Source organism: Streptomyces sp. R-74717 (assembly GCF_047305335.1).
GTDB classification, from domain to species: domain Bacteria; phylum Actinomycetota; class Actinomycetes; order Streptomycetales; family Streptomycetaceae; genus Streptomyces; species Streptomyces atratus.
Map to the genome: position 1 here is coordinate 4,004,052 of NZ_CP102361.1, position 22,531 is coordinate 4,026,582.

Consider the following 22,531-nt stretch of genomic DNA (forward strand, 5'->3'; position numbering starts at 1 on the left):
GATTAGACGATCGGCCGGTTGAACCCGGCCTTGTTGGCGGCTTCGATGAAGTTGGGCAGCTTCGTGAGCATCTCATCGATCGCGGCATCGTACTTGCCTGGGAACATCGACTTCACGTTGTCGATGTCCATCTGGAGAGCTTCCGTGAGGCGCCCCTGCTTGAGAAGGTACGACTGGTGGGCGCGGTGCATCTGCCCGTCGTAACTGCTGCCCCAGCTCTCCGTGGCGTGATGATCGGCCTTGTCCATTTGGATGGTCAGGCCCTGCCCCTCCGGCATGCCGAAGGCGTCCTTGATGGACTGGCTCGCCGGCATGTGGTTGCGCTCGATCACGCCCTTCTTCGCGTGCTGGTCCTTGTACTGGCCGCCCCGGTAGGGCCCACCGGTGACGGCGCAGGCGCCCGGGACCGGCGGGTTGGCGTTGTGGACCAGCGCCGGAGTGCCGCCGACGTACACGAAGTAGGTGTGGACTCCGTCGACCGTGAGGTTGTGGACCCGCTGGGTCCGCTCGGTCTCGTCGACGCCCGTGACCTGGGACCAGGCCCCGGTCGCGGTCTGGAGCCACATTCCGGGCTTCAGTTCCCCGGCCGTGACCCACCGGCCGAAGTCGGGGAGCCAGAAGGGGTGACCGGTCGTTGCCGTGATCGTGCCGGGCTTGGCCGGGCCCTTCGCACCGTCGGGGTCGACGGTCACCCGGACCAGGCTCTTGCGCCCGTCACCGACGATGGTGTCGGTGATCTGACGGGCCTGCAGGTCGCCGGTCTCCGGGTCGGAGGCCAGGACGTACTCGCCGACCTTGAGGTCCTCGATGTTCTTCTTGGACCCGTCGGCCATGACAACCTTGGTGCCGGGGACGAAGCTGTTCTTCTTCGCCCCCTTCGTGCAGGCTTTCTGGCCGCCCTTGACCCTTTCCTTGGCTTTCTTGACCCCGGCCTTGGCCTTACCAGCGACCTTCTCTGCTCCGCCTGCGACCTTCTTGCCACCGGCCTTGGCCGCGCCCTTGACCGCGTCGACGGCCTTGGCGCCCTTCTTGGCCCACTTCGCGGCCGTGACCGCGTTGCCGGCACCGGGGATGGCGGCGGCCATCGACATGGCACCGTCGACGTAGTTGCCCTCGGCCATGTACCAGACGCCGTTGGCCACGTCGGCGACCTCGCCGATCACCGGGACCATGCCCGCCACGTCGAGTGCCGCGTGGCCCACGTCCGAGAGGGAGATGTCGATGCCGAAGAGGTGGCCGTCCAGCTCCACGAAGGAGATCGGGTTGCCGCCCGCGAACGCGTACCGGTTGCCCGTGTACGGATCGGTGGCCAAGGACATGTCGTCCAGGGCGCCGCCGTACATGTCACGCGTCAGGAACCGGTTCAGGCCCGGGTCGTAGTTCCGGAAACCCATGTCATAGGTGCCTGAACCGTCGTCGTGACGCGCCGCGTTGTACCGGTAGTCGTTGTACTGCTCCTTCTCCGGGTTCGCGGCATCCGGCTTGTCCGCACCCGTGAACTGCTTCTCGTCATCCGAGCCGTACGCCGAATACCCGTACGTGGCACGCGTGTTGCCGTCATCCTTCGTGATCGCCTCCACATCACCCTTGGGGTGGTAGAGGAACTGCGAGTACTCCTTCGTCGCATCGGTGCTGTGCTTGATCTGGGTCAGCTTCTGGCCCCACGGCGAGTACTGGTAGGACTTGGTCGCCTTGCCGGCGACCTCCTCCCGCAGCACCTTGTCCTCCATGCCCAGGTAGGTGAAGACCGTTGTCTTCCCGCCCGTGCCCGACGTGGACTCGGACACCGTGCGGTCGAAGGCGTCGTACACATACGACGTCGACTTCGCCGAAGCCCCCGTACCCGCCGTGCTCTTCGCTATCCGGTCGAACCCGTCGTAGGTGTTCTTCTGCTGCACCGACCCGTTGGAGGACACCGTGTCCAGGCGGCCCAGCGGGTCATAGTTGTACGTCGAGGCGACACCGCCCGCAGATGTCTTCAGCAGACGGTTGCGGTCGTACGTCGATGTGGACGTGGCCCCGCCCACCGTCTGCTCGACGATGTTGGAGTTCCCGTCGTAGCCGTACGTCTCCGTGCCCGCCGCATCACCGGTCTTGGTGACCTTGGCGATGCGGTCCTGCGGGTCGTAGTCGAACGTCGAGACGGTGTCGAGGTAGTCCGCCGCGTTGTCGGCGTTCATCACCTTCGACGTGTCCTTGGAACGGTTCCCGTTCGGGTCGTACTCCAAGTCGTGCGAGGCGACCACCACCTCGCCGCTCTTCTTCTCGGTCTGCGACTTCACCGCACCGTTGAGCCAGTAGCCGTAGTCGACGGTGTTGCCGTTCGGCTTCGTCTGCTTCAGCGGCTGGCCGCGGTCGGTGTAGGTGAAGGTGGTGATCTGCTGGTTGCCCGCCGTCGGCAAGTCCGCGTTCGTGATCTTGTCGACCATGTCGCGGATGTCGTACTCGGACTTCGACCACGTCAGATCGTGGGTCGTCGTGACCGGGTTCCCGTTGGCGTCATAGGTCAGCGCGGTCGTGTTCTTGACCGTGCCGCCCAGCTTCTCCTCGACCTTCGAAAGCTGGTTCAGCTCGTCGTAGGTCATCGCGTACGCGTCGGCCCTGGCACCCGGGGCGAGGTCCTTGACCTCGGACAGCAGGCCGTTGACGTCGTAGCGGTAGGTGAAGTCCTTCTTCTCGTTGTCGGTGTCGCCCGTGTTGGCGCGGACGAGCTTGATGCCGTCGGCGACGACCGAGCCATCGGCCAGGTCGGACAGGGTGATCTTCTGGGTGCCCGACTCGGTGAAGGAGTACGAGCCCAGCGAGACCCACTCACCGGACCGGGTGGTCTGGTCGACGGGCTTGGTGACCTCACCCGACGCATGGGTGATCTTGAACGGGGCGTCGGTGGCCGCACCGGTCACGTCACCGTGCCGGGTGAAGACCTCGTACGTACCGTCCTGCGGGATGTTCAGCTGCCAGGTGAAGGACGAGGTGCCGGTGCCCTTGGGATGCGTCCGGACGTCGTAACCCCACTGGCCCATGGCCTGGGACGCATCCCAGTTCCCCTGGGTGGCCGTGTTGTTGACATCGGTGGAGTCGACGACCACCACCTGCTTGCCGACCGGGATGCCGTCGTCCGAGCGAGCCTTCTGGTTGCCCGACGGGTAGAAGTCCCACGTCATCGTCCGCTGCGAGGAACCGCCGGCCGAGGTCAGCGTGTTCTTCGTCTGCTGGCCCAGGACGTTGTAGTCGTACGCCGTGGTGATGTCGAAGGGGTCCTTGGCCGTCCTCGTCCAGCCGTTGTCGAAGTAGGTGTACTCGGTGTCGTTACGGACCGACTGGTTCTGCGACGGCGGAGCCGAGACCCGCTCCAGCTGACCGACCGTGTCGTAGAAGTAGAGGGTCTTGTCCGGGGTGGAGTTCTTGGCATCGTCCTTGTCGAACGGGGTGAGCCGCTCCTTGACCCGGTTCAGCTCGTCGTAGACCGTCTCCGAGGTGAAATCGGTCGCGTCGTCGGTCGTCTCGACGCCGCGCGGGCTGATCTCCTTCGTCTGGTTGCCGACCTCGTCGTACTCGATCCTGGTCGTCCGGTAGGTGATGTTCCCGGAGCCGTCCTTCGAGTACGGGACCTTCACCTCCTTGGCGAGGCCGCGCCGGTCGAAGGCCGTCTCGCTCGTGTTGCCCTCGGCGTCCGTCGACCTGTCGGTGCGTCCGTCGAGGTCGTAGTTGACGGATGTGAACTTGCCTGCCGCGTCCGTCGTCCTGGTGACCCGGTGGTTCAGGTCGTAGGTGTACTTCGTGGTGTAGTCGGCCGTGTCGGCGGTGGCGTTCTTCCTCGGGTCCACGACAGTGACCAGGTTGCCGACGTTGTCGTACTCGCTGGAGACCTTGTCGCCCTTGGCGTTGACCACCGAGACGGGCTGGTAGATCTCGTCGTAGGAGTACGTGGTCGTGTAGTCGCCGGCCGTCGTCGTCACATTGCCCTTGGGCTCCGTGACGGTCAGGGGGTTTCCGACCTTGTCGTACGTGGTGGTCGTGCGCCGCTCGTCGTCCGTCGAGATGTCCTTGGGCGCGAGGGACGCGGTGACCTGGTCCGCCGCGTCGTACACCGACGAGGTCTCCGCACCGTTCGGTGCGAAGGCCTTCTCGATGTTGTTGTTGGCGTCGTAGACCGGGGCGGGCGTCGTGATGATGACGCCGGCGGCCTGTTCCTTCGGTGACTTCTGCTCCAGCGGGCGGCCGAAGTAGTCGTACGCCTGCGTGACCTTGGCGCCCTTGGCGTTCACCACCTCGGTGGTGTTGCCCCGCTCGTCGTAGACGAAGGTGCTGGTGGCCCGGAGGGCGTCCGTGATCTTCGCCGGATAGCCGTGCGGGCCGAACTCCGCGTACGTCGTGGAGTGGCCGTTGGCATCGGTCTGCTTGGTCGGCTGGCCGTAACCGTCGTACTCGGTCGTGGCCGTGTAGTCGCCGTCGACCGTCGCCGTGGCGACGCCCTCCGGGTCGGTCACCGACGTCTGGTTGCCGAACTTGTCATAGCCGAACTGCCAGGTGTTGCCCAGCGGAGACGTCTTGCGGAACAGGTCGGCGGAGTAGCCGTCGATCCGCGTGGTGTACTCGAACGCCGTCGCCTTGTCCGGGTACGAGGACGGGTTGCAGTAGTCCGTCGGGTTGAATCCGGTCCAGGACTTGGTGACTTCCGCGTCCCATTGACGCAGCGGATAGCCCGTCCTGGGGTCGTAGCAGTACGCGGCCTTCGCCTTGTTGTGCTCCTCCATCAGAACGACGTTGTTGTCCGCGTCCCAGCTCAGCTTGGAGGTCTGGGACTTGGCATTCGTCATCTGTACCGGACGGCCGAAGTCGTCCAGGACGTGATCCGTGGCGTGCGACTCGGCGTCCGTCACCTTGGTGTCGGTGAACTTGTCGCTGATGGTGGTGTTGGGCTTGTACGCGAAGTCCGTGGTGAATCTGCGGCGGTCGCTGATCGTCTGCGTCCACCAGTGGTACTTCGGGTCGTCGCCCTCCTTCGGGTAGTAGTACGCCAGGTCGGTCGCGTTGCCGCGCGGGTCGGTCGCCTTGACCAGCTTGACGTTCTTGTTGCCCTGCGTCGCGTCGTAGGTGAACTTGAAGACCTTCGGCTGCGAGGAGTCCTCACCGTCGACGAGCTGCCCGAGCAGGCCCTTGTCGGTGTAGTAGAAGCTGATCTTGCGACCCGTGCCGATCCCTTGACCCGAGATGTCCGTCATGGACTTCACGTGGTCGTAGATCTTCGAGTTGGTGAGGTTGGTGCCGGAGACCTTCGCGCCCGTACCGTCGATGTACTGGTAGGACGCGTCGCCCTTCTCGTAGTAGTCGATCGTGAGCGACTGACGGCCGGCCGGGTCCGTGATGTACGTCAGGAACTTGGTCGGCTTGTTGTTGGACTTGCGCTCCTCGTACGTGTACGTCTGCGTGTTGCCGTCGTTGTCGACGACCGACGTCATGTAGCCGTCGCAGCCGAACAGGAACCGCGTGCCGTCCGGGCGCGTCAGCGTCCACGCGTCCGGGATCGGGTCCTTGGCAGGGGTGCAGTCCAGGCCCGCCTTCGGCGTGACCTTGTAGTGGACACCGGCCGGGGCCTTCCACGAACCGTCCGGCTGCTTGCGGAAGACATGGGTCGTGCCGTCGCCGTCCGGGAGCCTGATCTCGGTCGGGTTCGGATTCGGGTGGAAGTCCAGCGGAGCGCCGAGCCGCGTCGGTCCCGAGACCTGCGCGGACCAGCCGTGACCGAGGACCGTGTCCGAGGTGTCCAGCGTGTTGTACGCGAGACGGGCGAAGGTGTTGACGCCGCGGCCCGGGTTGTTGATGGCGTTGTACTGCCACACACTGTTGCCGGAGGCCAGGTTGTTCATCAGGGACGAACCAGCGCCGGTGTTCTTGCCCGTGTACGAGTAGAACTTCTCCAGGCCCAGCGCGTTGGAGGTCGGGTCCTCGACCGCCACGTTCTGCTTCAGCACCGGGATGCCGCCCGTCCCGGCGGACAGCCAGGTCGAGTCGGCCGGGTTGAAGACGTCCCAGCCGAGGACGTAGTCCGTGCGCTTGTTGCCGGAGTCCGAGTTGATCGGCGTCTTGACCTGCGCCTTGATCGTCGCCGACTGGCCGGGGGCCAGCTCCGGGATGGCCGTCTTGACCTGGTTGCCGCCGGTGGTGACGTCCGTGCCGTCGGGCAGTTTCCAGGTGTACGAGAGCTGACGCGCCCCCGCCGCCCAGGTGGTGGCGGTGGTGTTGGTGACCGTGAAGTCCACCGTGTAGGTGGAGTTGGGGGTCATCCGGGACGGGGTCCGGGGCGCGTAGTACGTGTCCTCCGTGGTGGCGTCCACGTAGATCACGCGCATCAGCGGTCGCAGCTGTGCGTCCGGGGCGCCCGCCGACAGGAACAACGAGCGCTCCTGCGGGCCGGTCTGCGACTCGTCGCGCAGTTTGACGAGGGCGCCCTTGTTGTTGGCGGGCGTCTTCACCCAGGACTTCATCAGCTCGGTGGAGTACCACCAGTGGCGGCCGAGGTCGGTGCTGAAGCCGGGGACGTAGTCCGAGACGGTGCCCGAGAAGTCGCCGCCGGGCGCGGTCCACGCAGTGGTGGACGTGGCGTTGTTCCAGGTGGCGGTGGTCTCGTCGAAGGCCTTGGTCAGACCGTGGAGATCGTAGGTCGCCTTGGGCGTGCCGGTCCGCTCGGTGAGCGTCGACCACAGGAAGAGCTTGCTCTCCAGCACCGTGGCGGTGGTGGGGATACCCGTGGTGGGGAACTTCATGACCGCGCGGGTCTTGCCGTACGTGGCTGAGTTGTTGCCCACGCTCAGCCAGTCCTGGCCCACCGTGCCCTGCTCAATGGTGTTGAGATTGGTGGTCGGCTTGAGAGCGGACAGAGTGGTGTCGGTCTGCCCGGCCTCGGTCTGCCCGGCCTGGATGAGCCGCATGGTGCGGCCGGCCTTGGGAATGCCGACGACCCGGGTCGGGGAGCCGAGCAGCTGGCCGTCCTTGGTCTTGACCGCGAGCTGGTAGTAGTACGACTTGCCGATCTCCTCCGCGGACGTGTCCGGGGTCGGGGTCGCCGTGGTGTCGGTGTACGCCGTCAGGGTCTTGGCGACCGGGGCGACCAGGGTCGCGGCCGACGGGGTGAAGACCTGCTGCGTGGAGCGGTGCAGCTGGTACTCGACCAGGTCCAGACCGGTGTCACCGGTGGTGTTCTTGTACGCGCTCCAGCTCAGCTCCGGACCCGTACCGTGCACCACGGTGGGCGAGGCCAGCGAGGTGCCGACCTTGCCGAAGGTGACCGAGAGGCGCGGGATCGTGGAGGTCTCGCCGCCGTAGTCGTAGTCCCCGGCCTCGTACTGGGGGCCGCCGAGCGGGGCGGTGGAGGACTCGTCGACGGCCTTGATGACGAAGCCGTTGTTGGCGGATGTACCGCTGACCCACTTCTGGACCGTGTCGGCCACCGCGAAGTTGTGCCAGGAGTTGTACTCGCCGATGTCCTTGCGGATCTGCGCCGGGTTGACCAGACGGACCCCGTCCGCCATGGTCCGCTTGGTCGCGTCACCGGTGTCACCGAGAACGACCTTGCCGGTGCTGCCCTTGGTGAAGTCCAGCTGGGTGGTGCCCAGCTGCCGCCACCCTGCGGTACCGGTCGCCTGGTTCACCGTGTAACTGCCGGTACCCTCGGCCGAATTGACCGTGTACGGGGCGGCGGTTGCGCCGTCGGCGAGCGGGGTGGTGTGCACCTCGACGCGGTAGTCGGCGGTCTCGGGCACCTGGGGCTGGTAGGTGTACGACTCGCCCGTGATGGAGTTCTTGTTGTACGCGTAGTCGCCCGAGTAGCCCGTACCGCTGACCCTGGGCCACTCACCGACCGCGGCCGTGCCCGGGTCGCCGTCGTCCAGCAGCACCGTGGTGGAGGACTGCTCGCCCGCCAGCGCGCTGGTGTTGTTCCAGTTCGCCTCGGTCTCGGACCACGTGCCGGTGGCCCGCCGGACCTCCACATCCACGTTGCTGGAGCCGGTGGTGTGGACCTGGTCGTAGTAGAGGCTCAACTTGGCCGCGTCGATCTTCGATCCGGCGGGGATCTCACCCAGTGGGAACTGGATCAGCGAGCGGGCGATGCCCGTGCTGCTGGTCTTGCCCGCTGACAGGTCCCAGGTGCTGTCGAAGTTCTCCGTCGGCTGGTCCGAGCGGACCATGACGTCCTTGGCTGCCGTCGGGGACGGCGCGATGGTGATGGTCGGGTCGATCACCACCGGGTACTGCCGCTCCGGCGCGGCCAGCCACTTCGCGTCCGGAGTGACGGTGAGCCGCCAGTCCTTGCCGTGGCGGCTGAGGTTCTGGGAGACCTTCGGGCTGAAGGTGTGCCCGTAGGGGGATGCCTTGTCCTTCTTGGCGTCCGTCATGAACGCGGGCGGGATCACCAGGACCGGTGCCCCTGGGGCCTCGCCGAAGAAGGCGATCGAGCCGTCCGGCCGCTCCTTGGGGGTCAACTCCCCGGCCTTCAGGGTGAAGACGAACTTCGGCGGCGTGGCCGGGGGTTCGGCCAGGGTGATGTTCTCCTTCACCCGGCCCACGCCCACCTGGTACGAGAGATCCGCACCGGCGACCGCGCCCTTGTAGGTGACGGTGTCGTCCTTGGCCGTGGGCCTGACGCCCTTGGCCGCGCCCTCCAGGCCGAGGGTGACCGCCTGTCCGCCCTCGGTCTCGAAGCGCAGCAGCTGCCGCTCCGGGTCCGAACCGAAGTGACTGCGGCCGGTGTTGGTGGTGTTGGCGAAGGCGTAGCCCTTGCCGCCCTTGCCGTCGTCCGCCCGCACCGTGGTGTCGATGGGCTTCCAGGAACCGCCTGAGCGGTAGGCGGTGGGCGCGGCGGAGATCTCCGCCTCCACCCGGCCGTCCGACATCTGCCAGAACCGGGAGTGCGCGGTGCGCTTCCCGGACAGCTCCTTGACCCGGGTGGCCTTGGGCTCGTTCTTGCCCTTGGGCAGCTTCTGACGGCTGGGGATCTCCAGTTCGCCGCCGACCGGAGGCTTGTCCGGTTCCTTCTCTTCGTCGTCGCGGAACCAGCCGGCAACGGTGTCGAAGACCCCGGGTTCATCGCTCCTCGGGGCATCGGCGGCGAACGCCGGTGCCTGAATGAGGGAGCTTCCCAGGGCCCCGACGACCATCGCCGCCAGGCTTCGCCGGAATCTTTCCGGCACGCTTTCCTCCTCGCACGGTGCCCGACGAATAAGAAATCGAGCACGCCGAATAAGCCACCCCGACGTTTTCGAGACAGCCTGACCGAATCCATGGCGAAGAAATGAAAATCCCCACCAGGGGTTCGGGCGAGGATCCTGAGGCCTTGGTCAACGTCTGGTCAAGTGACCGCACTTAAGGCCTCGAACTGGGCATACGTGCCCGCATGCCGCCACTGACGGACCAATCGGGCGGCGATTTGACCCCTTTTGCGAAAGGGGTGGATTTCTTTGTTCCAGGCCCTGTATAGACGGACCTATTTCCCTGATTCCAATCTTTATCGGGAGCATCGATGGACCACAGAGACGGAAAAACAAACCCGATCGACCGCCGCGGCATTGCGGTGGCCGGAGCGCTGCTGCTGGCGTGCGCGGGCCTGGTGACGTACGGCGTTCTCGACACCGAGGAGAAACCGGCGCCGCGCGCCGTCCCGACCGCCGATGTCACCTATGCGGTCACCGGCGAGGGCATTGCCGACATCTCGTACGTCCGGCATGGCGGCAACCACGGCTCGATCACGGTCCAGAACGTCCGGCTGCCCTGGCGCACCACCGTCCCCGTGCCGCTGGGGAAGGAGCCCCTGGTCAGCGTTGTCCTCGATGCGAAGGGCGGCACCGGGACCTGCGCCCTGGCCATCCGCGGCCGACACGTCCAGTCCACGCTGGCGACCGGCGCCTACGGGCGGGCCACCTGCAGCGGCGAACTCCCCGCGCCCGGGTGAGCCCCGCACCAGCCCCACCCTTCTGTGATGCGCGTCACTCCTGGGGAAATCGGCGTGACGTTTGAACCCTGGGCTTCGCTGGGTACCCCGGGCCGCCCGCTCGACGGGTGGGGCCCGATGAACGTCTGGGTACTTGAACTCTCTTGAGAGGTGGGGCATTTGAGCCCGCGCAGTTCGCATGCGTACAGACCGATGAGCCTGAAGCGCCGCGCCTGGCTGACCCTCGGTGCCGTGGTGCTCGGCGGGGCGGGAGTGGTGACGGTCGCCATCGCCAACCCGTCCGACGGGCCGGCCCCCAGGGGCCGGAGCAGCGTCCGGCGAAGCTGCGGTCACTCGCGCTGGGCGGGGGGACGGCCACCGAACGGACGCTGCCGACCACGAGCACCGAGCCGTTCTCGCTGGTGGGCATCGGCTGGGACGGGGCAGCGAACGTGAACGGCGCCGCGCAGGTGCGGACCCGGGACGTCGAGACCGGGAAGTGGTCGCCCTGGCGGGAGTTGGAGTTGTCCGCCGACGGGCCGGACGGGCCCGAGAAGGCCGGTGCCCGGCAGGCGACCGAGCCGTTGTGGGTCGGCGCCTCGAACGCCGTGCAGGTGAAGGTGAACTCGGGCAGGGCGCTGCCGAAGGGGCTCAAGCTCCACATGGTGGACCCGGGCGTCAGCAAGACCGAGTCCCGTAACCCGGCGGCCGCCACAGCCGCTCCGGACTCCATGGACAACGCCGCGTTCGTCGCGGAGGAAACCGCGAGCCCATCGGCGACGAGCACGACCGATGCGCCCACGGGTACACCCACGGAGCCGGCCGCGCCGACCGACACCGCGACGGCCACGGACACAGCGACGCCGACCGCCACTTCCCCCGCCTCCGAGACGGCCACCGCTTCGCCCACTCCGGAGCCTACGGCGACCGTACCCACCGCGCCGCCGTCGACCGTCAACCGGCCGCCGATCATCAGCCGCGCCCAGTGGGGCGCCGACGAGTCGCTGGTCGAGGACGCACCGGAGTACATCGACAAGGTGCAGGCGGTCTACATCCACCACACCGTCGACACGAACAACTACAGCTGCGCCGACTCCGCCGCCATGGTCCGCGCGATCATGACGTACCACGTGAAGACCGAGGGCTGGAACGACCTCGGCTACAACTTCCTGGTCGACAAGTGCGGCCAGATCTTCGAGGGCCGCGGCGGCGGTGCCGACCTCCCGGTCAAGGGCGCCCACTCCTACGGCTTCAACTCGTACTCGACCGGCATCTCGCTGCTCGGCAACTTCGAAACCGGCAAGCCGACCCAGGCCGCCCTGCAGTCCGCCGCCCGGGTCGCCGCGTGGAAGCTCGGCCAGTACGGCGTCAGCCCCACCGCCAAGGTGACGCTGACCCGTCTCGTCACCGACGCGGACGGCAATACCAAGCCCGCCGGTGACGTCACGTTCAACACCATCGCCGGACACCGCGACGGGTTTGCCACGGCGTGCCCGGGCGCCAACCTGTACGCCAAGCTCGGCGCGATCCGCACGTACGCGACCAACGGCACCCGCAATGCCGCGATCCCGACCACCGACTTCAACCGGGACGGCGTCACCGACCTGGTCGCCGGTCTCCCGAAAGCGGCGAGCAGCGCGGGCAGCGTCACCGTGCTGCCCGGCACCGAGGACGGCCCGAGCTCGGCCGCGAAGCGCAAGCTGGACCAGAACAGCACAGGCGTGCCCGGCGGCTCCGAGTCGGGTGACCTGTTCGGTTCGTCCAACGCCTGGGGCGACGTGAACGGCGACGGGTACGCCGACCTGGTCATCGGTGGGCCTGGCGAGGACATCACACAGGCCGACAACGGCACGGTCGTCGTGATGTACGGCCCGGGCCTCACGACCGGCAAGGGCTACTCGGTCACCGCTTCGGGCCGGATCGGCGGCGAGAAGCTCGGTACGACGGTCACCTCGGGCGACTTCAACGCCGATGGCAAGGCCGACATCTTCTCCGTCGCACCGGGCAAGCCGGGGCGTTGGTGGGCCTGGGACGGCAAGACCGGCGCGGCCAAGTCCGGTTACCTGAACACCGCCGCGTACACCGCTGCCGTGAGCTACGCGGCCGCGGTCACCGGCGACTTCAACAAGGACGGCTACGCGGACGCCGCCGTCAACTACCGCGATCCGAGCGGCGTCGGACGCCTGCTGTGGCTGAAGGGGTCCACCACCGGACTCCAGCGGGTCGGCATCCTCGATGCCCGTGGCGGACGCTCGCTGGCCGCCGGTGACATCAACGGCGACGGCGCCACCGACCTGGCGGTCGGCCAGCCGTCCGCCACCGAGTCCGGGCACACCGCCAAGGGCGGCGCGGTCACGGCCGTGTTCGGCTCGGCCACCGGTCTGACCTCGACCGGCCGCAAGACGATCCACCAGGACACCACCGGTGTACCGGACAGCGGCGAGACCGGCGACGACATGGGAGCGTCCGTCTCCATCGGCGATGTCAACCTCGACGGGTACGGTGACATCCTCACCGGCGCACCGGGTGAGGACATCACCCGCGGCGGCGTGAACCAGAGCAACGCCGGCCAGGTCTTCCTGATCCGCGGCTCCGCCACCGGCCCCACCGGCACCGGGGCCGTCGGATACAGCCAGGACACCACGGGCATCCCCGGCTCCACCGAGCCCAACGACCGGCTCGGCTCGTCCGTGTCCCTCACCGATCTCTCCGGCTACAGCCGGGCGGACATCGCGATCGGCGCGGACGGCGAGGACGCCGGCAACGGCACGATCCTGCAGATCGACAACACCAGCACCTCGGGCATCAAGGCGGACACCGGCCTGTACTACGGGGTGTCGGCGCTCGGTTCACCCACCGGGATCCGGATCGGGCTGACTCTGGCCCCGTAGCACCCGGGCCGCCTGCGTCATTCGCACACATACTGGAGCCCCTCGGCCTGACCCGGGGGGCTCCTGCCTTGTGCGGAGCTCCCCGGGTCAGGCCCGGCCGCGGGCCCGGCGCGAGACCGCCGCGCGCAGCACGCGCTGCCCCTCCGTCGACACATCGAGCACCTGGCGCAGTCCGGCGGCCGCCCCCGACGCTTCGGTGGTCTGCGCCAGCATCTCCAGGATCCGGACCTGTCGGCGCAACTCCCCAGCCAGCAACGGGCCGGCCGCCTCCGGATCGCCCTCGCGGCAGCACCGCACCGCTTCCGCCCCGGCGGACGGCGCCGCGTCCTGCCCGAGGTGGCTCTCCAGGGCCAGCAGCGAGCAGGCGTCCGCCCACTCCCGCATCCCCGGCTCCGCCCGGTCCACGGGCGCGTCGCCCAGCAGCTTCCGGATCCGCGGAGCCGCCCCCTCCCCGTCGGCCGCGGTGTCCAGTGCCGCGCGCACCTCCGCGAGGCGGTCCGGCCACACGGAGCCGTCCGCGCACCCCGCCCAGAGCGGGCGCAGCGGATCCGGATCGGCCCCGTCGGCGGGCTGCGGCAGGCAGCGGTCGAGGCAGGCGACCGCGCTCGCGGCCAGCCCCCGCTCGTCGGCGGCGGCGATCAGTTCCAGCAGGCTCATCGGCGTCTCCCGTCGGCCGCGTCCCCGTGCGTGCACAAGGACGCGGCGCTTCCCGTTACCGCGTTCAGCGCCGGATGGCTCAAAAGCGTCACCGAAGGGGCCGAATAGCATCGCTCAGCGGGTGTGTCCCGCTACCCCTGGGCGCCCAGCGGATACACGCCGAGGGCTGCCCGCTCCCCCTGCATCCGGGTCAGCTTGCGTACGAAGCGGATGGCGAGCACGGCGGCCACGATGTCGAACGCGTCGGACGCCATCACCAGGCCCGTCGTGTCGATGATCTCCTGCGTGTCCTCGGCCTTCATGTACTGCCGGGACGTGACCCAGGAGAAGGCCAGCGAGCAGACCCACGCCCCCCCACCACAGATTCATCGGGGTGGCCGGGACCGTGCGCCAGCTGCCGTCGGTGTTGGTCTGGGCGCTCGCGGTCCAGATGCCGCCCGCGATCCGGCGCGGCAGCACCAGGTTGGCGACCGGGACGAACCAGGCGCCGACCGCCCAGCCGGGCGACATCGGCTGCGTGCTCGGGTCGAACACCTCGGCGTTCATCCGCACCCGCCGGAACCAGATGATGAAGACGACGGCGGTGGCCAGGGTCATGACACCCTGCAGCGCACCGGCGGACCCGTAGAGATTGTTCGCGAGGGCCGCCTCCGCGTCGTCGTACGTCGCGAAGTCGTTCTCCAGCCCGTCGCCGAGCAGCCTTCGGATGTTCTGCCCCGCTGCCATGGCGAGCAGGTCGGCCCCGGCGACGACGGCCAGCAGAATGACGACGGCCATCGCGAGCCCGTCCGGCGAGCGCAGATACTGCTGCGGAGCGACGAAGGCCGGGACCGGCGGCGCCGGGGTCGCCGCCCCGGCCGGTCCGGCACAGAGAAGACAGTGTCCGTCCGCGGTGACCGGCGGTCTGAGACGGCAGGTGGAGCACAGCACGGTGTGGAACCCCCCAGGATTCTGAACCAGGAACACAAGGAACGCGCGCGCCCCTCCCCCGGAGCGCGCGGCACGCGAACGTAACCCTTGCCCACCGCCCTGTCCACGGGGAATCCCGTCCGCCCCGCTCAGCCCACCCCGTCGATCCGCGCGGCCAGTGCCCGGAACTGATCCCAGCTCAGCGCCGGTTTGCCCGGGGCCCACAGCTTCTGGGCCGTCGCCCGCAGCGGCATCCGGATGCCCTGCGCCACCTGCGCCGGGGTCTGCGCGTTCGGGAGGTCGCCCCAGACCGCGAACCGGCCGCCCAGGATCTGGCCGGAGTAGCGCGCCGGGACGGGCTGGGTGCCGCGCAGGACGAGCGGGGTCCACTGGTCGTAGATCCGCTTGCCCGTGGGGTAGACGAAGTTGTTGGGCTGACCGAGTACGTAATAGAGGAACTCGTCGTTGAGGTTCACCACACGCCGGCCTTCGCTCAGATACTCCTCCGGCAGCCGGGCGCCGTACTCCTTGCCCGTCCAGTACTCGACCTCGATGTCCTTGTCGGCATGCACGACTCCGTCGCGGAAGAAGCCGTCGTTCCAGGCCTTGGGCTGCTTGCCGTGCGGCCGCACCACCGCCGCGCGGTCGTTGAGCCAGCCGGTGGCGAGGTCCTTGATGCCGGCCTGTGGTCCGTATTTCTGCTGGGCGGCGCGTTGCAGCTGCGGGTACGAGGCGGCCGGGTCCTTCGCCATCAGGGCGCGGTACTCGTCGGCGCCGAGATGCCAGTACCGGCCGCCGAACAGCTCGGTGAACTCGCCGAGGAGTTCATCGATGAGCTTCGCCGCCCCCGGATTGGAGATGTCGAGCGATCCGGTCGAGCGCACACCCGACACATTGCGCAGCTGGAGTTCGGGGTGGGCGCGCAGGACCGCGCCCAGATGGCCGGGGGAGTCGATCTCGGGGACGACCTCGATGTGCAGCCGGCCCGCGAGGCCGAGGATCTGCCGCACCTCCGCCTTGGTGAGGTGCTGCGGCGAGACCACTTCGGGGTGGGTGTCGGACTGGATACGGAACGCCTGGTCGTCGGAGAAGTGCAGGCCGAGCTGGTTGAGCTTGAGGTCGGCCATCTCGCGCAGCCGGTCCTCGATCCAGGCGACGGTGTAGTACTTGCGGGCGATGTCGAGGTTGAGGCCGCGCTGCGGCCGGTCGGGGCGGTCGCGTACCTCGCCCTCGGGCATGTCGCCGTCGGCGCGCACCGACTGTTTCAGGGTTCGGGTCCCGTAGAAGACACCGGCCTGGTCGGGGCCGCTGATCGTGACCCGTCCGTCGTGCGTTCTGAGGGTGTACGACTCCGGGGTGCCCTTGCCGGGAGTGAGGGCCAGCTCCACATCGCCCGCGCGGGCGGGGACGTCACCCCGGTAGTGGATCTTCAGTTCCTCGGCGAGCAGCTGCCCCTCGTCCGCGAGCGTCCCGCTGCCGTCGGCGATGACGACCCCGGCGGCCGGGCCGGGCCGCCAGCCGGGGCCGCGGGCGGCAATGTGCTCGCGTACGGCGGGGATGGTGCGGGGCGGAGTGGAGAGCGGGTAGCTCCGGGTCGGCGAGGGGGTGGCCGAGGCGTGCGAGGGCGTGCGGGACCCCGACTCCCCCGCGAGTCCGCTGTCGGAGCTTTCCGGCCAGACGACGACGGCGATCGTCGCGGCAGCCGCCGCGGTGAGGGCCGCACCGGCCACAAGAGCGCCACGTGAGGGCGACATCGGTCAGAAACCTCCGGTATCGATGGGAAATAGAGCATAAGTCAGGAGATAGCCGGGCAATCTTCCTGAAATGCGGTCCATCAGACGTTCCGAAACTCTCCCGTCCGGGTGAAGTTCGCGCATCTGTCGGACGACCGTTGCCCGGCCTCGCTACCTTTGAGGCACATTCGTCTCTCCCTTCACCCTGCATCCGCCTGGTCTCACCCGTCCCGCCCCATTCCAGGTTCACCGATGCCGTTGATTCGAGGAGCCCACGCTGTCCAGGTCCAGCGAGTCCCACGCCGGCCTCCCGAAGCGACTGCGGCGACCGGCCACCCGGACGGCCGTGCCCGTCCAGAAATCCGGACCGGCACAGGACCGGGCCGACGCCCCGGAACTCGACCGCTTCAACACCGCACCGTCCGCCGAGGCCGAGGCCGCCCTGCTGGACTGCTTCGGCAGCCGGCGCTGGGCCGGGCGGGTGGCCGCCCACCGCCCGTACCCCGACCTGGACGCGCTGCTGGCCGCCGCCGACGAGGCGGGCTACGACCTGTCCCCGCCGGATCTCGCCGAGGCACTCGCCGCCGAGGTCTCCCCCGGACTGCACCACGCCGCGCCGTACTCCGCCCATCTCGCGCTCCGGGCCGCGCACGCGGCATACGAGTGCCGCTTCGGCCATGTCTTCGTGATCTGCCTGGACGGATTCGAGCCCGCCGAACAGCCGGACCAGGTGCTCGCCGGAATCCGGGCCAGGCTGGGCCACGACCCCGACCAGGAGCGGGTGGTCACCGCGGACGAGATGCGGCGACTCGCCCGGGGCCGCATCATCGAGCTGGTATCGGGTTCATAACGGAACGGGGCCGGTCAGCCCTGCGGACCAGTCCGTTCTAGCCCGTCCGTGCCTGTTTGATTGCCACTTTGATCACACCAGAGGCCCCCGCGCGAACGAACCGACAAAGCGTCGCTACGATGGCCGGGGCCGGTGGACCGTACCCGGCCGGGTCAGACCGACAGTCAAGCCGGCCGGCCCCAATCCCCGCTCCCGGAGGGTTCTTCCGTGCCGGCTGGAACGCTGTACCGCGGCCGGGAAGGCATGTGGTCCTGGGTGGCTCATCGAGTCACCGGTGTCCTCATTTTCTTCTTCCTGTTCGTACACGTCCTGGACACCGCTCTCGTCCGCGTTTCCCCCGAGGCCTACGACGACGTCGTGGCCACGTACAAGACGCCGATCGTCGCGCTCCTCGAATACGGCCTGGTGGCCGCCATTCTCTTCCACGCGCTGAACGGTCTCCGCATCGTCGCCGTGGACTTCTGGGCCAAGGGCCCGCGCTACCAGAAGCAGATGCTCTGGTCCGTCGTGGGTGTCTGGGTCGTGCTGATGGTCGGGGCCCTGTACCCCGTCCTCGGCCACGCCGTACGCGAAGTCTTCGGGAGCTGAGGCCAATGTCCACCGAGTCCTCCGCCGCGATCGGCTCCGTCGAGGGCGTCAGCCTCTACGACGTCGACCACCCGGCCCCGGTCATCGAGCCGCCGCGCAAGCGGACCGGCAAGACCCCCAAGGGTTCGCGCACCAACTTCGAGATGTACGCCTGGCTCTTCATGCGCCTGTCGGGCATCGTCCTGGTCGTCCTGGTCCTGGGCCACCTGCTGATCCAGCTGGTGCTGGACGGCGGCGTCTCCAAGATCGGCTTCGCCTTCGTGGCGGGCCGCTGGGCCTCGCCGTTCTGGCAGGTCTGGGACCTGGCGATGCTGTGGCTGGCCATGCTGCACGGCGCCAACGGCCTCCGTACGGTCATCAACGATTACGCCGAACGGGACAACACCCGCTTCTGGCTGAAGATGCTGCTGTACACCGCCACGGTGTTCACCGTCCTGCTGGGCACGCTGGTGATCTTCACCTTCGACCCGAACATCCGCTAGGCGCCGGGCAGAGGGACCAGAGGAAATCATGCAGATCCACAAGTACGACACCGTCATCGTCGGCGCCGGCGGCGCCGGTATGCGCGCGGCCATCGAGTCGACGAAGCGCAGCCGTACCGCCGTGCTCACGAAGCTGTACCCGACCCGCTCCCACACGGGCGCCGCGCAGGGCGGCATGGCCGCCGCGCTCGCCAACGTGGAAGAGGACAACTGGGAGTGGCACACCTTCGACACGATCAAGGGCGGCGACTACCTGGTCGACCAGGACGCCGCCGAGATCCTGGCGAAGGAGGCCATCGACTCCGTTCTCGACCTGGAGAAGATGGGCCTGCCGTTCAACCGCACGCCCGAGGGCAAGATCGACCAGCGTCGCTTCGGCGGCCACAGCCGTAACCACGGCGAGGCCCCGGTCCGCCGGTCCTGCTACGCCTCGGACCGCACCGGCCACATGATCCTCCAGACGCTGTACCAGAACTGCGTCAAGGAGGGTGTGGAGTTCTTCAACGAGTTCTACGTCCTGGACCTCCTGCTCCAGGAGGACCCCGAGACCGGGCTGAAGAAGTCCGCAGGCGTCGTCGCGTACGAGCTGGCGACCGGCGAGATCCACGTCTTCCAGGCGAAGGCGATCATCTTCGCCTCCGGCGGCACCGGCAAGTTCTTCAAGGTGACGTCGAACGCGCACACCCTGACCGGTGACGGCCAGGCCGCCGCCTGGCGCCGCGGCCTGCCGCTGGAGGACATGGAGTTCTTCCAGTTCCACCCGACGGGCATCTGGCGCATGGGCATCCTGCTGACGGAGGGCGCCCGTGGTGAGGGCGGCATCCTCCGCAACAAGGACGGCGAGCGCTTCATGGAGAAGTACGCGCCCGTCATGAAGGACCTCGCGTCCCGTGACGTCGTGTCCCGCTCCATCTACACGGAGATCCGTGAGGGCCGCGGCTGCGGTCCCGAGGGCGACCACGTCTACCTCGACCTCACGCACCTGCCGCCGGAGCAGCTGGACGCCAAGCTCCCGGACATCACCGAGTTCGCGCGTACGTACCTCGGCATCGAGCCCTACACGGACCCGATCCCGATCCAGCCGACCGCGCACTACGCCATGGGCGGCATCCCGACCAACGTCGAGGGCGAGGTGCTGGCCGACAACACCACCGTCGTCCCGGGCCTGTACGCCGCCGGCGAGGTCGCGTGCGTCTCCGTGCACGGCGCCAACCGTCTGGGCACCAACTCGCTGCTCGACATCAACGTCTTCGGACGCCGGTCGGGCATCGCCGCCGCCGAGTACTCCGCGAAGCACGACTTCGTCGAGCTTCCCGAGAACCCGGCGCAGCTGGTCGTCGACCAGGTCGAGCGGCTGCGCAACTCGACGGGCACCGAGCGGGTCGCGACGATCCGTCTGGAGCTGCAGGAGTGCATGGACGCCAATGTGATGGTGTTCCGTACCGAGCAGACCATCAAGACGGCCGTCGACAAGATCGCCGAGCTGCGCAAGCGCTACCTGAACGTGTCCATCCAGGACAAGGGCAAGCGGTTCAACACGGACCTCCTGGAGGCCATCGAGCTGGGCAACCTGCTCGACCTGGCCGAGGTCATGGCGACCTCCGCGCTGGCCCGCAAGGAGTCCCGCGGCGGTCACTACCGCGAGGACTACCCGAACCGCGACGACGTCAACTTCATGCGCCACACCATGGCGTACCGCGAGGTCGCCGACGACGGCACCGAGTCGATCCGGCTCGACTACAAGCCGGTCGTCCAGACCCGCTACCAGCCGATGGAGCGTAAGTACTGATGGCAACCCCGACTCTGGACAAGGTGGAGACCGACCCCTCGGCGTCCCCTGCCTCCCCGTACATCACGGTCACCTTCCGGATCCGCCGCTTCAACCCCGAGGTCTCCGACGAGGCCCAGTGGCAGGACTTCCAGATCGAGATCGACCCGAAGGAGCGTGTTCTCGACGCCCTTCACAAGATCAAGTGGGAAGTCGACGGCACGCTGACGTTCCGTCGCTCCTGCGCGCACGGCATCTGTGGCTCCGACGCGATGCGGATCAACGGCAAGAACAGGCTCGCCTGCAAGACGCTGATCAAGGACATCAACCCGGAGAAGCCGATCACGGTCGAGGCCATCAAGGGCCTCACGGTCCTCAAGGACCTCGTGGTCGACATGGACCCGTTCTTCCAGGCGTACCGCGATGTCATGCCCTTCCTCATCACCAAGGGGAACGAGCCGACCCGCGAGCGTCTGCAGTCCGCCGAGGACCGCGAGCGGTTCGACGACACCACCAAGTGCATCCTGTGCGCCGCGTGCACGTCCTCGTGCCCGGTGTTCTGGAACGACGGCCAGTACTTCGGCCCGGCGGCGATCGTCAACGCGCACCGCTTCATCTTCGACTCGCGCGACGAGGGCGGCGAGCAGCGTCTGGAGATCCTCAACGACCGTGACGGTGTGTGGCGTTGCCGCACCACCTTCAACTGCACGGACGCCTGCCCGCGTGGCATCGAGGTCACCAAGGCGATCCAGGAGGTCAAGCGGGCGCTGATCACGCGCCGCTTCTGACCGCCACTGGCGCACCAGTTGCATCCGAGGCCCCGTTTTCCGCACGAACACTGCGGGAAGCGGGGCCTCTTGCTGCACCGCTCGGGTCTTGACGGTACGGTCATGCGGAACCGGACACCGGTTCGTCGCCTCCGGCGCAGCAAGGCACGGGGCGCACAGGCTTGATCGAAAGCGGGGAACGTTGAGCGATCCGAATCCGTACGCGGACGACTCATACAAGTGGGGGCCTCCCCAGCAGCCGGGCAATCCGCCCACCGTCGCGGACGGCCAGGGGCACGGCCTGCCCGGCTCGGGCGCGCCGGCCTACGGCTACCCGCAGCAGCTGCCCGAGTCCGCGGCCCAGCCCGGCCCCGGCTACGGCTACCCCCCGGAGCAGGCGGCCCAGCCGACCATGCCCGGTTACGGCTTCCCGCAGCAGCCGGGCGCACTGCCCGGCGGCGGTGTGCCGATGCTGACGTTCGGCGACATCACCGTCATGAACGACCAGATCGTGACGCCGGCCGGCACGATGCCGCTCAAGGGCGCCGTGTGGACGGCCACGGACCTGTCGCGCACCGAGGAGAAGATCCCGACGGTCGCGATCGTGCTCGCGATCGTCTTCGCGCTGCTCTGCCTGGTCGGTCTGCTCTTCCTCCTGATGAAGGAGAAGAAGACGACCGGCTTCATCCAGGTCTCGGTGACCAGCGGCGGCAGGCACCACTCGACGATGATCCCGGCGATGGGCCCGGATACCTTCCCTATGGTGATGGCCCAGCTCAACACGGCCCGCGCAATGAGCATCTGACGGTCCGCAGGGTTGGCCCGCCTCCAGCACACCGTCACGTCGTCGACCTGGAACAGCTTGTGCGGTCACCGGGGTTCACCGGCCGGATGGCCCTGCGGCTGCGCAGCCCCGAGCGCCCCGGGCCGCTGGAGATCGAGGGGGGTGCGGGCCCCGGAGGGGTCGGGTTCGCTGCGCCGCCTGTCGGGGAAGGCGTCGCTCGATCCGGCCGCCTGGTGGGCGGCGGCCGCCGCCCGGCCCGGGGCGCTCGCGGCCCTGCGTGCCCCGGCGACGGCGCGGCTGAACCACCGGCTGGGCGTCGCGCGCCTGCACCTCGGGCCGCGGCCCGCGGAGCAGGGACGGTGGTCCGTCGATGTCACGCTGACCTGCACGGGCGCCTGCTGCTACGGCCGGTCGGCGCGTTCGCCCTGCTGCTCGCGGGCGTGCCGCTGCGGCGCGGCTTCCGTTTCGTCGGCGGAGCAGGCGGCCGCGCAGTGGAACGAGACGCTCGGCCGCGTCCTGGCGCAGGATCTGGACGAACTCCGGGCGGAGCCGGCCGATCACGTCGTCAGAGACCCTGACGACGAAGCCGGCTGAGCGCCCGGTACCCCGCGCCTCAGTCCCACTCGGCGCCGCCCCGGTCCTCCGCGACCACCATGATGCGCCGCAGCATGTCGTTGAGCAGCGTGCGTTCGTCCTTGTCGAGGACGCCGAGCAGCCGGTACTCCTCGTGGCCGAGGACATCCATCGCGCCCAGCCAGGTCGAGCGGCCCTCATCGGTGAGTTCCACATCGACCCGTCGGCGGTCGGTGGTGGAGGGCGTACGGCGGACGAAGCCGCGCCGCTCGAGCGCGTCCAGCCGGCCGGTGACGGAGGCGGGCGCGAGGTCGAGGTCGGCGGCGAGCTCGGAGGGGGCTGCCTTCCCGCCGCGTCCGGCCAGCTTGTGGATCGTGTCGAACTCCTGGCGGTCCAGGTCGAAGTCGACCAGGGACTGTTCACGCACCCGGCGCAGATGGACAGAGAGCCTCTTCATACGAATCACCGCGCCCTCGACATCGGGATCGAGGTCGGGAAGGACGGGCTTCCAGCGCTCCACATGTCCGTCGGTCCAGTCGCGTCGCTCCATGGGGAAAGCGTACGCCCGGCCCCCAAATACGCTTCGGTACGGGATATTTCG

Annotated in this window: 14 protein-coding genes and 1 pseudogene; 9 read left to right on the top strand and 6 right to left on the bottom strand. The window is 68.3% G+C overall.

All coding sequences use genetic code 11. The features are described 5' to 3' along the window. Positions 1-2: 2 nt before the first annotated feature. Entirely contained in the window at positions 3-9,158 is a 9,156-nt protein-coding gene (locus tag NRF20_RS18040) for a DNRLRE domain-containing protein (RefSeq protein ID WP_413754574.1), read from the bottom strand. 362 nt (positions 9,159-9,520) lie between these two features. On the opposite strand from NRF20_RS18040, the gene NRF20_RS18045 reads away from it, so the two are divergent. Continuing rightward, a complete protein-coding gene (locus tag NRF20_RS18045) occupies positions 9,521-9,949 on the top strand; it encodes a hypothetical protein (RefSeq protein WP_398631246.1) in 429 nt (142 codons plus the stop codon). Between the two features lie 431 nt (positions 9,950-10,380). Further along, positions 10,381-12,819, top strand: a complete 2,439-nt coding sequence (locus NRF20_RS18050) for an FG-GAP-like repeat-containing protein (RefSeq protein ID WP_413752897.1) — start codon at positions 10,381-10,383, stop codon at positions 12,817-12,819. A gap of 87 nt (positions 12,820-12,906) precedes the next feature. On the opposite strand, the gene NRF20_RS18055 is transcribed toward NRF20_RS18050, so the two are convergent. From NRF20_RS18055 to NRF20_RS18070, 4 genes and pseudogenes are all read right to left on the bottom strand, one after another. Next, positions 12,907-13,476 carry a hypothetical protein gene (locus NRF20_RS18055; RefSeq protein ID WP_398631248.1) on the bottom strand — a complete coding sequence of 190 codons (570 nt, stop codon included), beginning with the start codon at positions 13,474-13,476 and terminating at the stop codon, positions 12,907-12,909. 131 nt (positions 13,477-13,607) lie between these two features. After that, positions 13,608-13,778 (bottom strand): hypothetical protein, encoded by a 171-nt coding sequence (locus tag NRF20_RS18060; RefSeq protein WP_413752898.1) that lies wholly within the window; start codon positions 13,776-13,778, stop codon positions 13,608-13,610. Between the two features lie 106 nt (positions 13,779-13,884). Beyond that, a pseudogene (locus NRF20_RS18065) lies at positions 13,885-14,253 on the bottom strand (DUF4328 domain-containing protein); the annotation flags it as partial. Positions 14,254-14,534: 281 nt separating this feature from the next. Next, complete coding sequence (locus NRF20_RS18070; RefSeq protein ID WP_398631250.1) at positions 14,535-16,139, bottom strand: glycoside hydrolase family 20 protein; 1,605 nt, start codon at positions 16,137-16,139, stop codon at positions 14,535-14,537. A gap of 325 nt (positions 16,140-16,464) precedes the next feature. Here NRF20_RS18070 and NRF20_RS18075 point away from each other — a divergent pair, with 325 nt between their 5' ends. The 7 genes from NRF20_RS18075 (at position 16,465) to NRF20_RS18105 (ending at position 21,951) form a co-directional block, all read left to right on the top strand. Then, entirely contained in the window at positions 16,465-16,968 is a 504-nt protein-coding gene (locus tag NRF20_RS18075) for a 2-oxo-4-hydroxy-4-carboxy-5-ureidoimidazoline decarboxylase (RefSeq protein ID WP_398631251.1), read from the top strand. A gap of 207 nt (positions 16,969-17,175) precedes the next feature. Continuing rightward, positions 17,176-17,556 (top strand): succinate dehydrogenase, cytochrome b556 subunit, encoded by a 381-nt coding sequence (gene sdhC / locus NRF20_RS18080; RefSeq protein WP_093900148.1) that lies wholly within the window; start codon positions 17,176-17,178, stop codon positions 17,554-17,556. A gap of 5 nt (positions 17,557-17,561) precedes the next feature. Then, positions 17,562-18,038, top strand: coding sequence for a succinate dehydrogenase hydrophobic membrane anchor subunit (locus NRF20_RS18085; protein ID WP_114246213.1), 477 nt, complete (start codon positions 17,562-17,564; stop codon positions 18,036-18,038). A 28-nt stretch (positions 18,039-18,066) separates the two neighbouring features. Further along, complete coding sequence (gene sdhA, locus NRF20_RS18090; protein WP_398631252.1) at positions 18,067-19,827, top strand: succinate dehydrogenase flavoprotein subunit; 1,761 nt, start codon at positions 18,067-18,069, stop codon at positions 19,825-19,827. Further along, positions 19,827-20,594: a succinate dehydrogenase iron-sulfur subunit gene (locus NRF20_RS18095; protein WP_398631253.1), complete on the top strand. Its 768-nt coding sequence runs from the start codon at positions 19,827-19,829 to the stop codon at positions 20,592-20,594. Before sdhA ends, NRF20_RS18095 begins: the two co-directional genes overlap by 1 nt. Positions 20,595-20,775: 181 nt before the next feature. Then, a complete protein-coding gene (locus NRF20_RS18100) occupies positions 20,776-21,378 on the top strand; it encodes a hypothetical protein (RefSeq protein ID WP_266358585.1) in 603 nt (200 codons plus the stop codon). Positions 21,379-21,519: 141 nt separating this feature from the next. Continuing rightward, positions 21,520-21,951: a hypothetical protein gene (locus NRF20_RS18105; protein ID WP_413752899.1), complete on the top strand. Its 432-nt coding sequence runs from the start codon at positions 21,520-21,522 to the stop codon at positions 21,949-21,951. Between the two features lie 19 nt (positions 21,952-21,970). Here NRF20_RS18105 and NRF20_RS18110 read toward each other — a convergent pair whose 3' ends face one another. Further along, the gene (locus tag NRF20_RS18110) at positions 21,971-22,480 is read right to left on the bottom strand and encodes a MarR family winged helix-turn-helix transcriptional regulator (protein ID WP_398631255.1); all 510 of its coding nucleotides are present in this window, start codon (positions 22,478-22,480) and stop codon (positions 21,971-21,973) included. Positions 22,481-22,531: the final 51 nt, after the last annotated feature.

Coding starts and splice junctions, on each gene's coding strand:
- NRF20_RS18055 (WP_398631248.1), bottom strand. CDS start 13,476: ATGAGCCTGCTGGAACTGATCGCCGCCGCCGACGAGCGGGGGCTGGCC.
- NRF20_RS18070 (WP_398631250.1), bottom strand. CDS start 16,139: ATGTCGCCCTCACGTGGCGCTCTTGTGGCCGGTGCGGCCCTCACCGCG.
- NRF20_RS18095 (WP_398631253.1), top strand. CDS start 19,827: ATGGCAACCCCGACTCTGGACAAGGTGGAGACCGACCCCTCGGCGTCC.
- NRF20_RS18085 (WP_114246213.1), top strand. CDS start 17,562: ATGTCCACCGAGTCCTCCGCCGCGATCGGCTCCGTCGAGGGCGTCAGC.
- NRF20_RS18040 (WP_413754574.1), bottom strand. CDS start 9,158: ATGGTCGTCGGGGCCCTGGGAAGCTCCCTCATTCAGGCACCGGCGTTC.
- sdhA (WP_398631252.1), top strand. CDS start 18,067: ATGCAGATCCACAAGTACGACACCGTCATCGTCGGCGCCGGCGGCGCC.
- NRF20_RS18045 (WP_398631246.1), top strand. CDS start 9,521: ATGGACCACAGAGACGGAAAAACAAACCCGATCGACCGCCGCGGCATT.
- NRF20_RS18110 (WP_398631255.1), bottom strand. CDS start 22,480: ATGGAGCGACGCGACTGGACCGACGGACATGTGGAGCGCTGGAAGCCC.
- NRF20_RS18060 (WP_413752898.1), bottom strand. CDS start 13,778: ATGAAGGCCGAGGACACGCAGGAGATCATCGACACGACGGGCCTGGTG.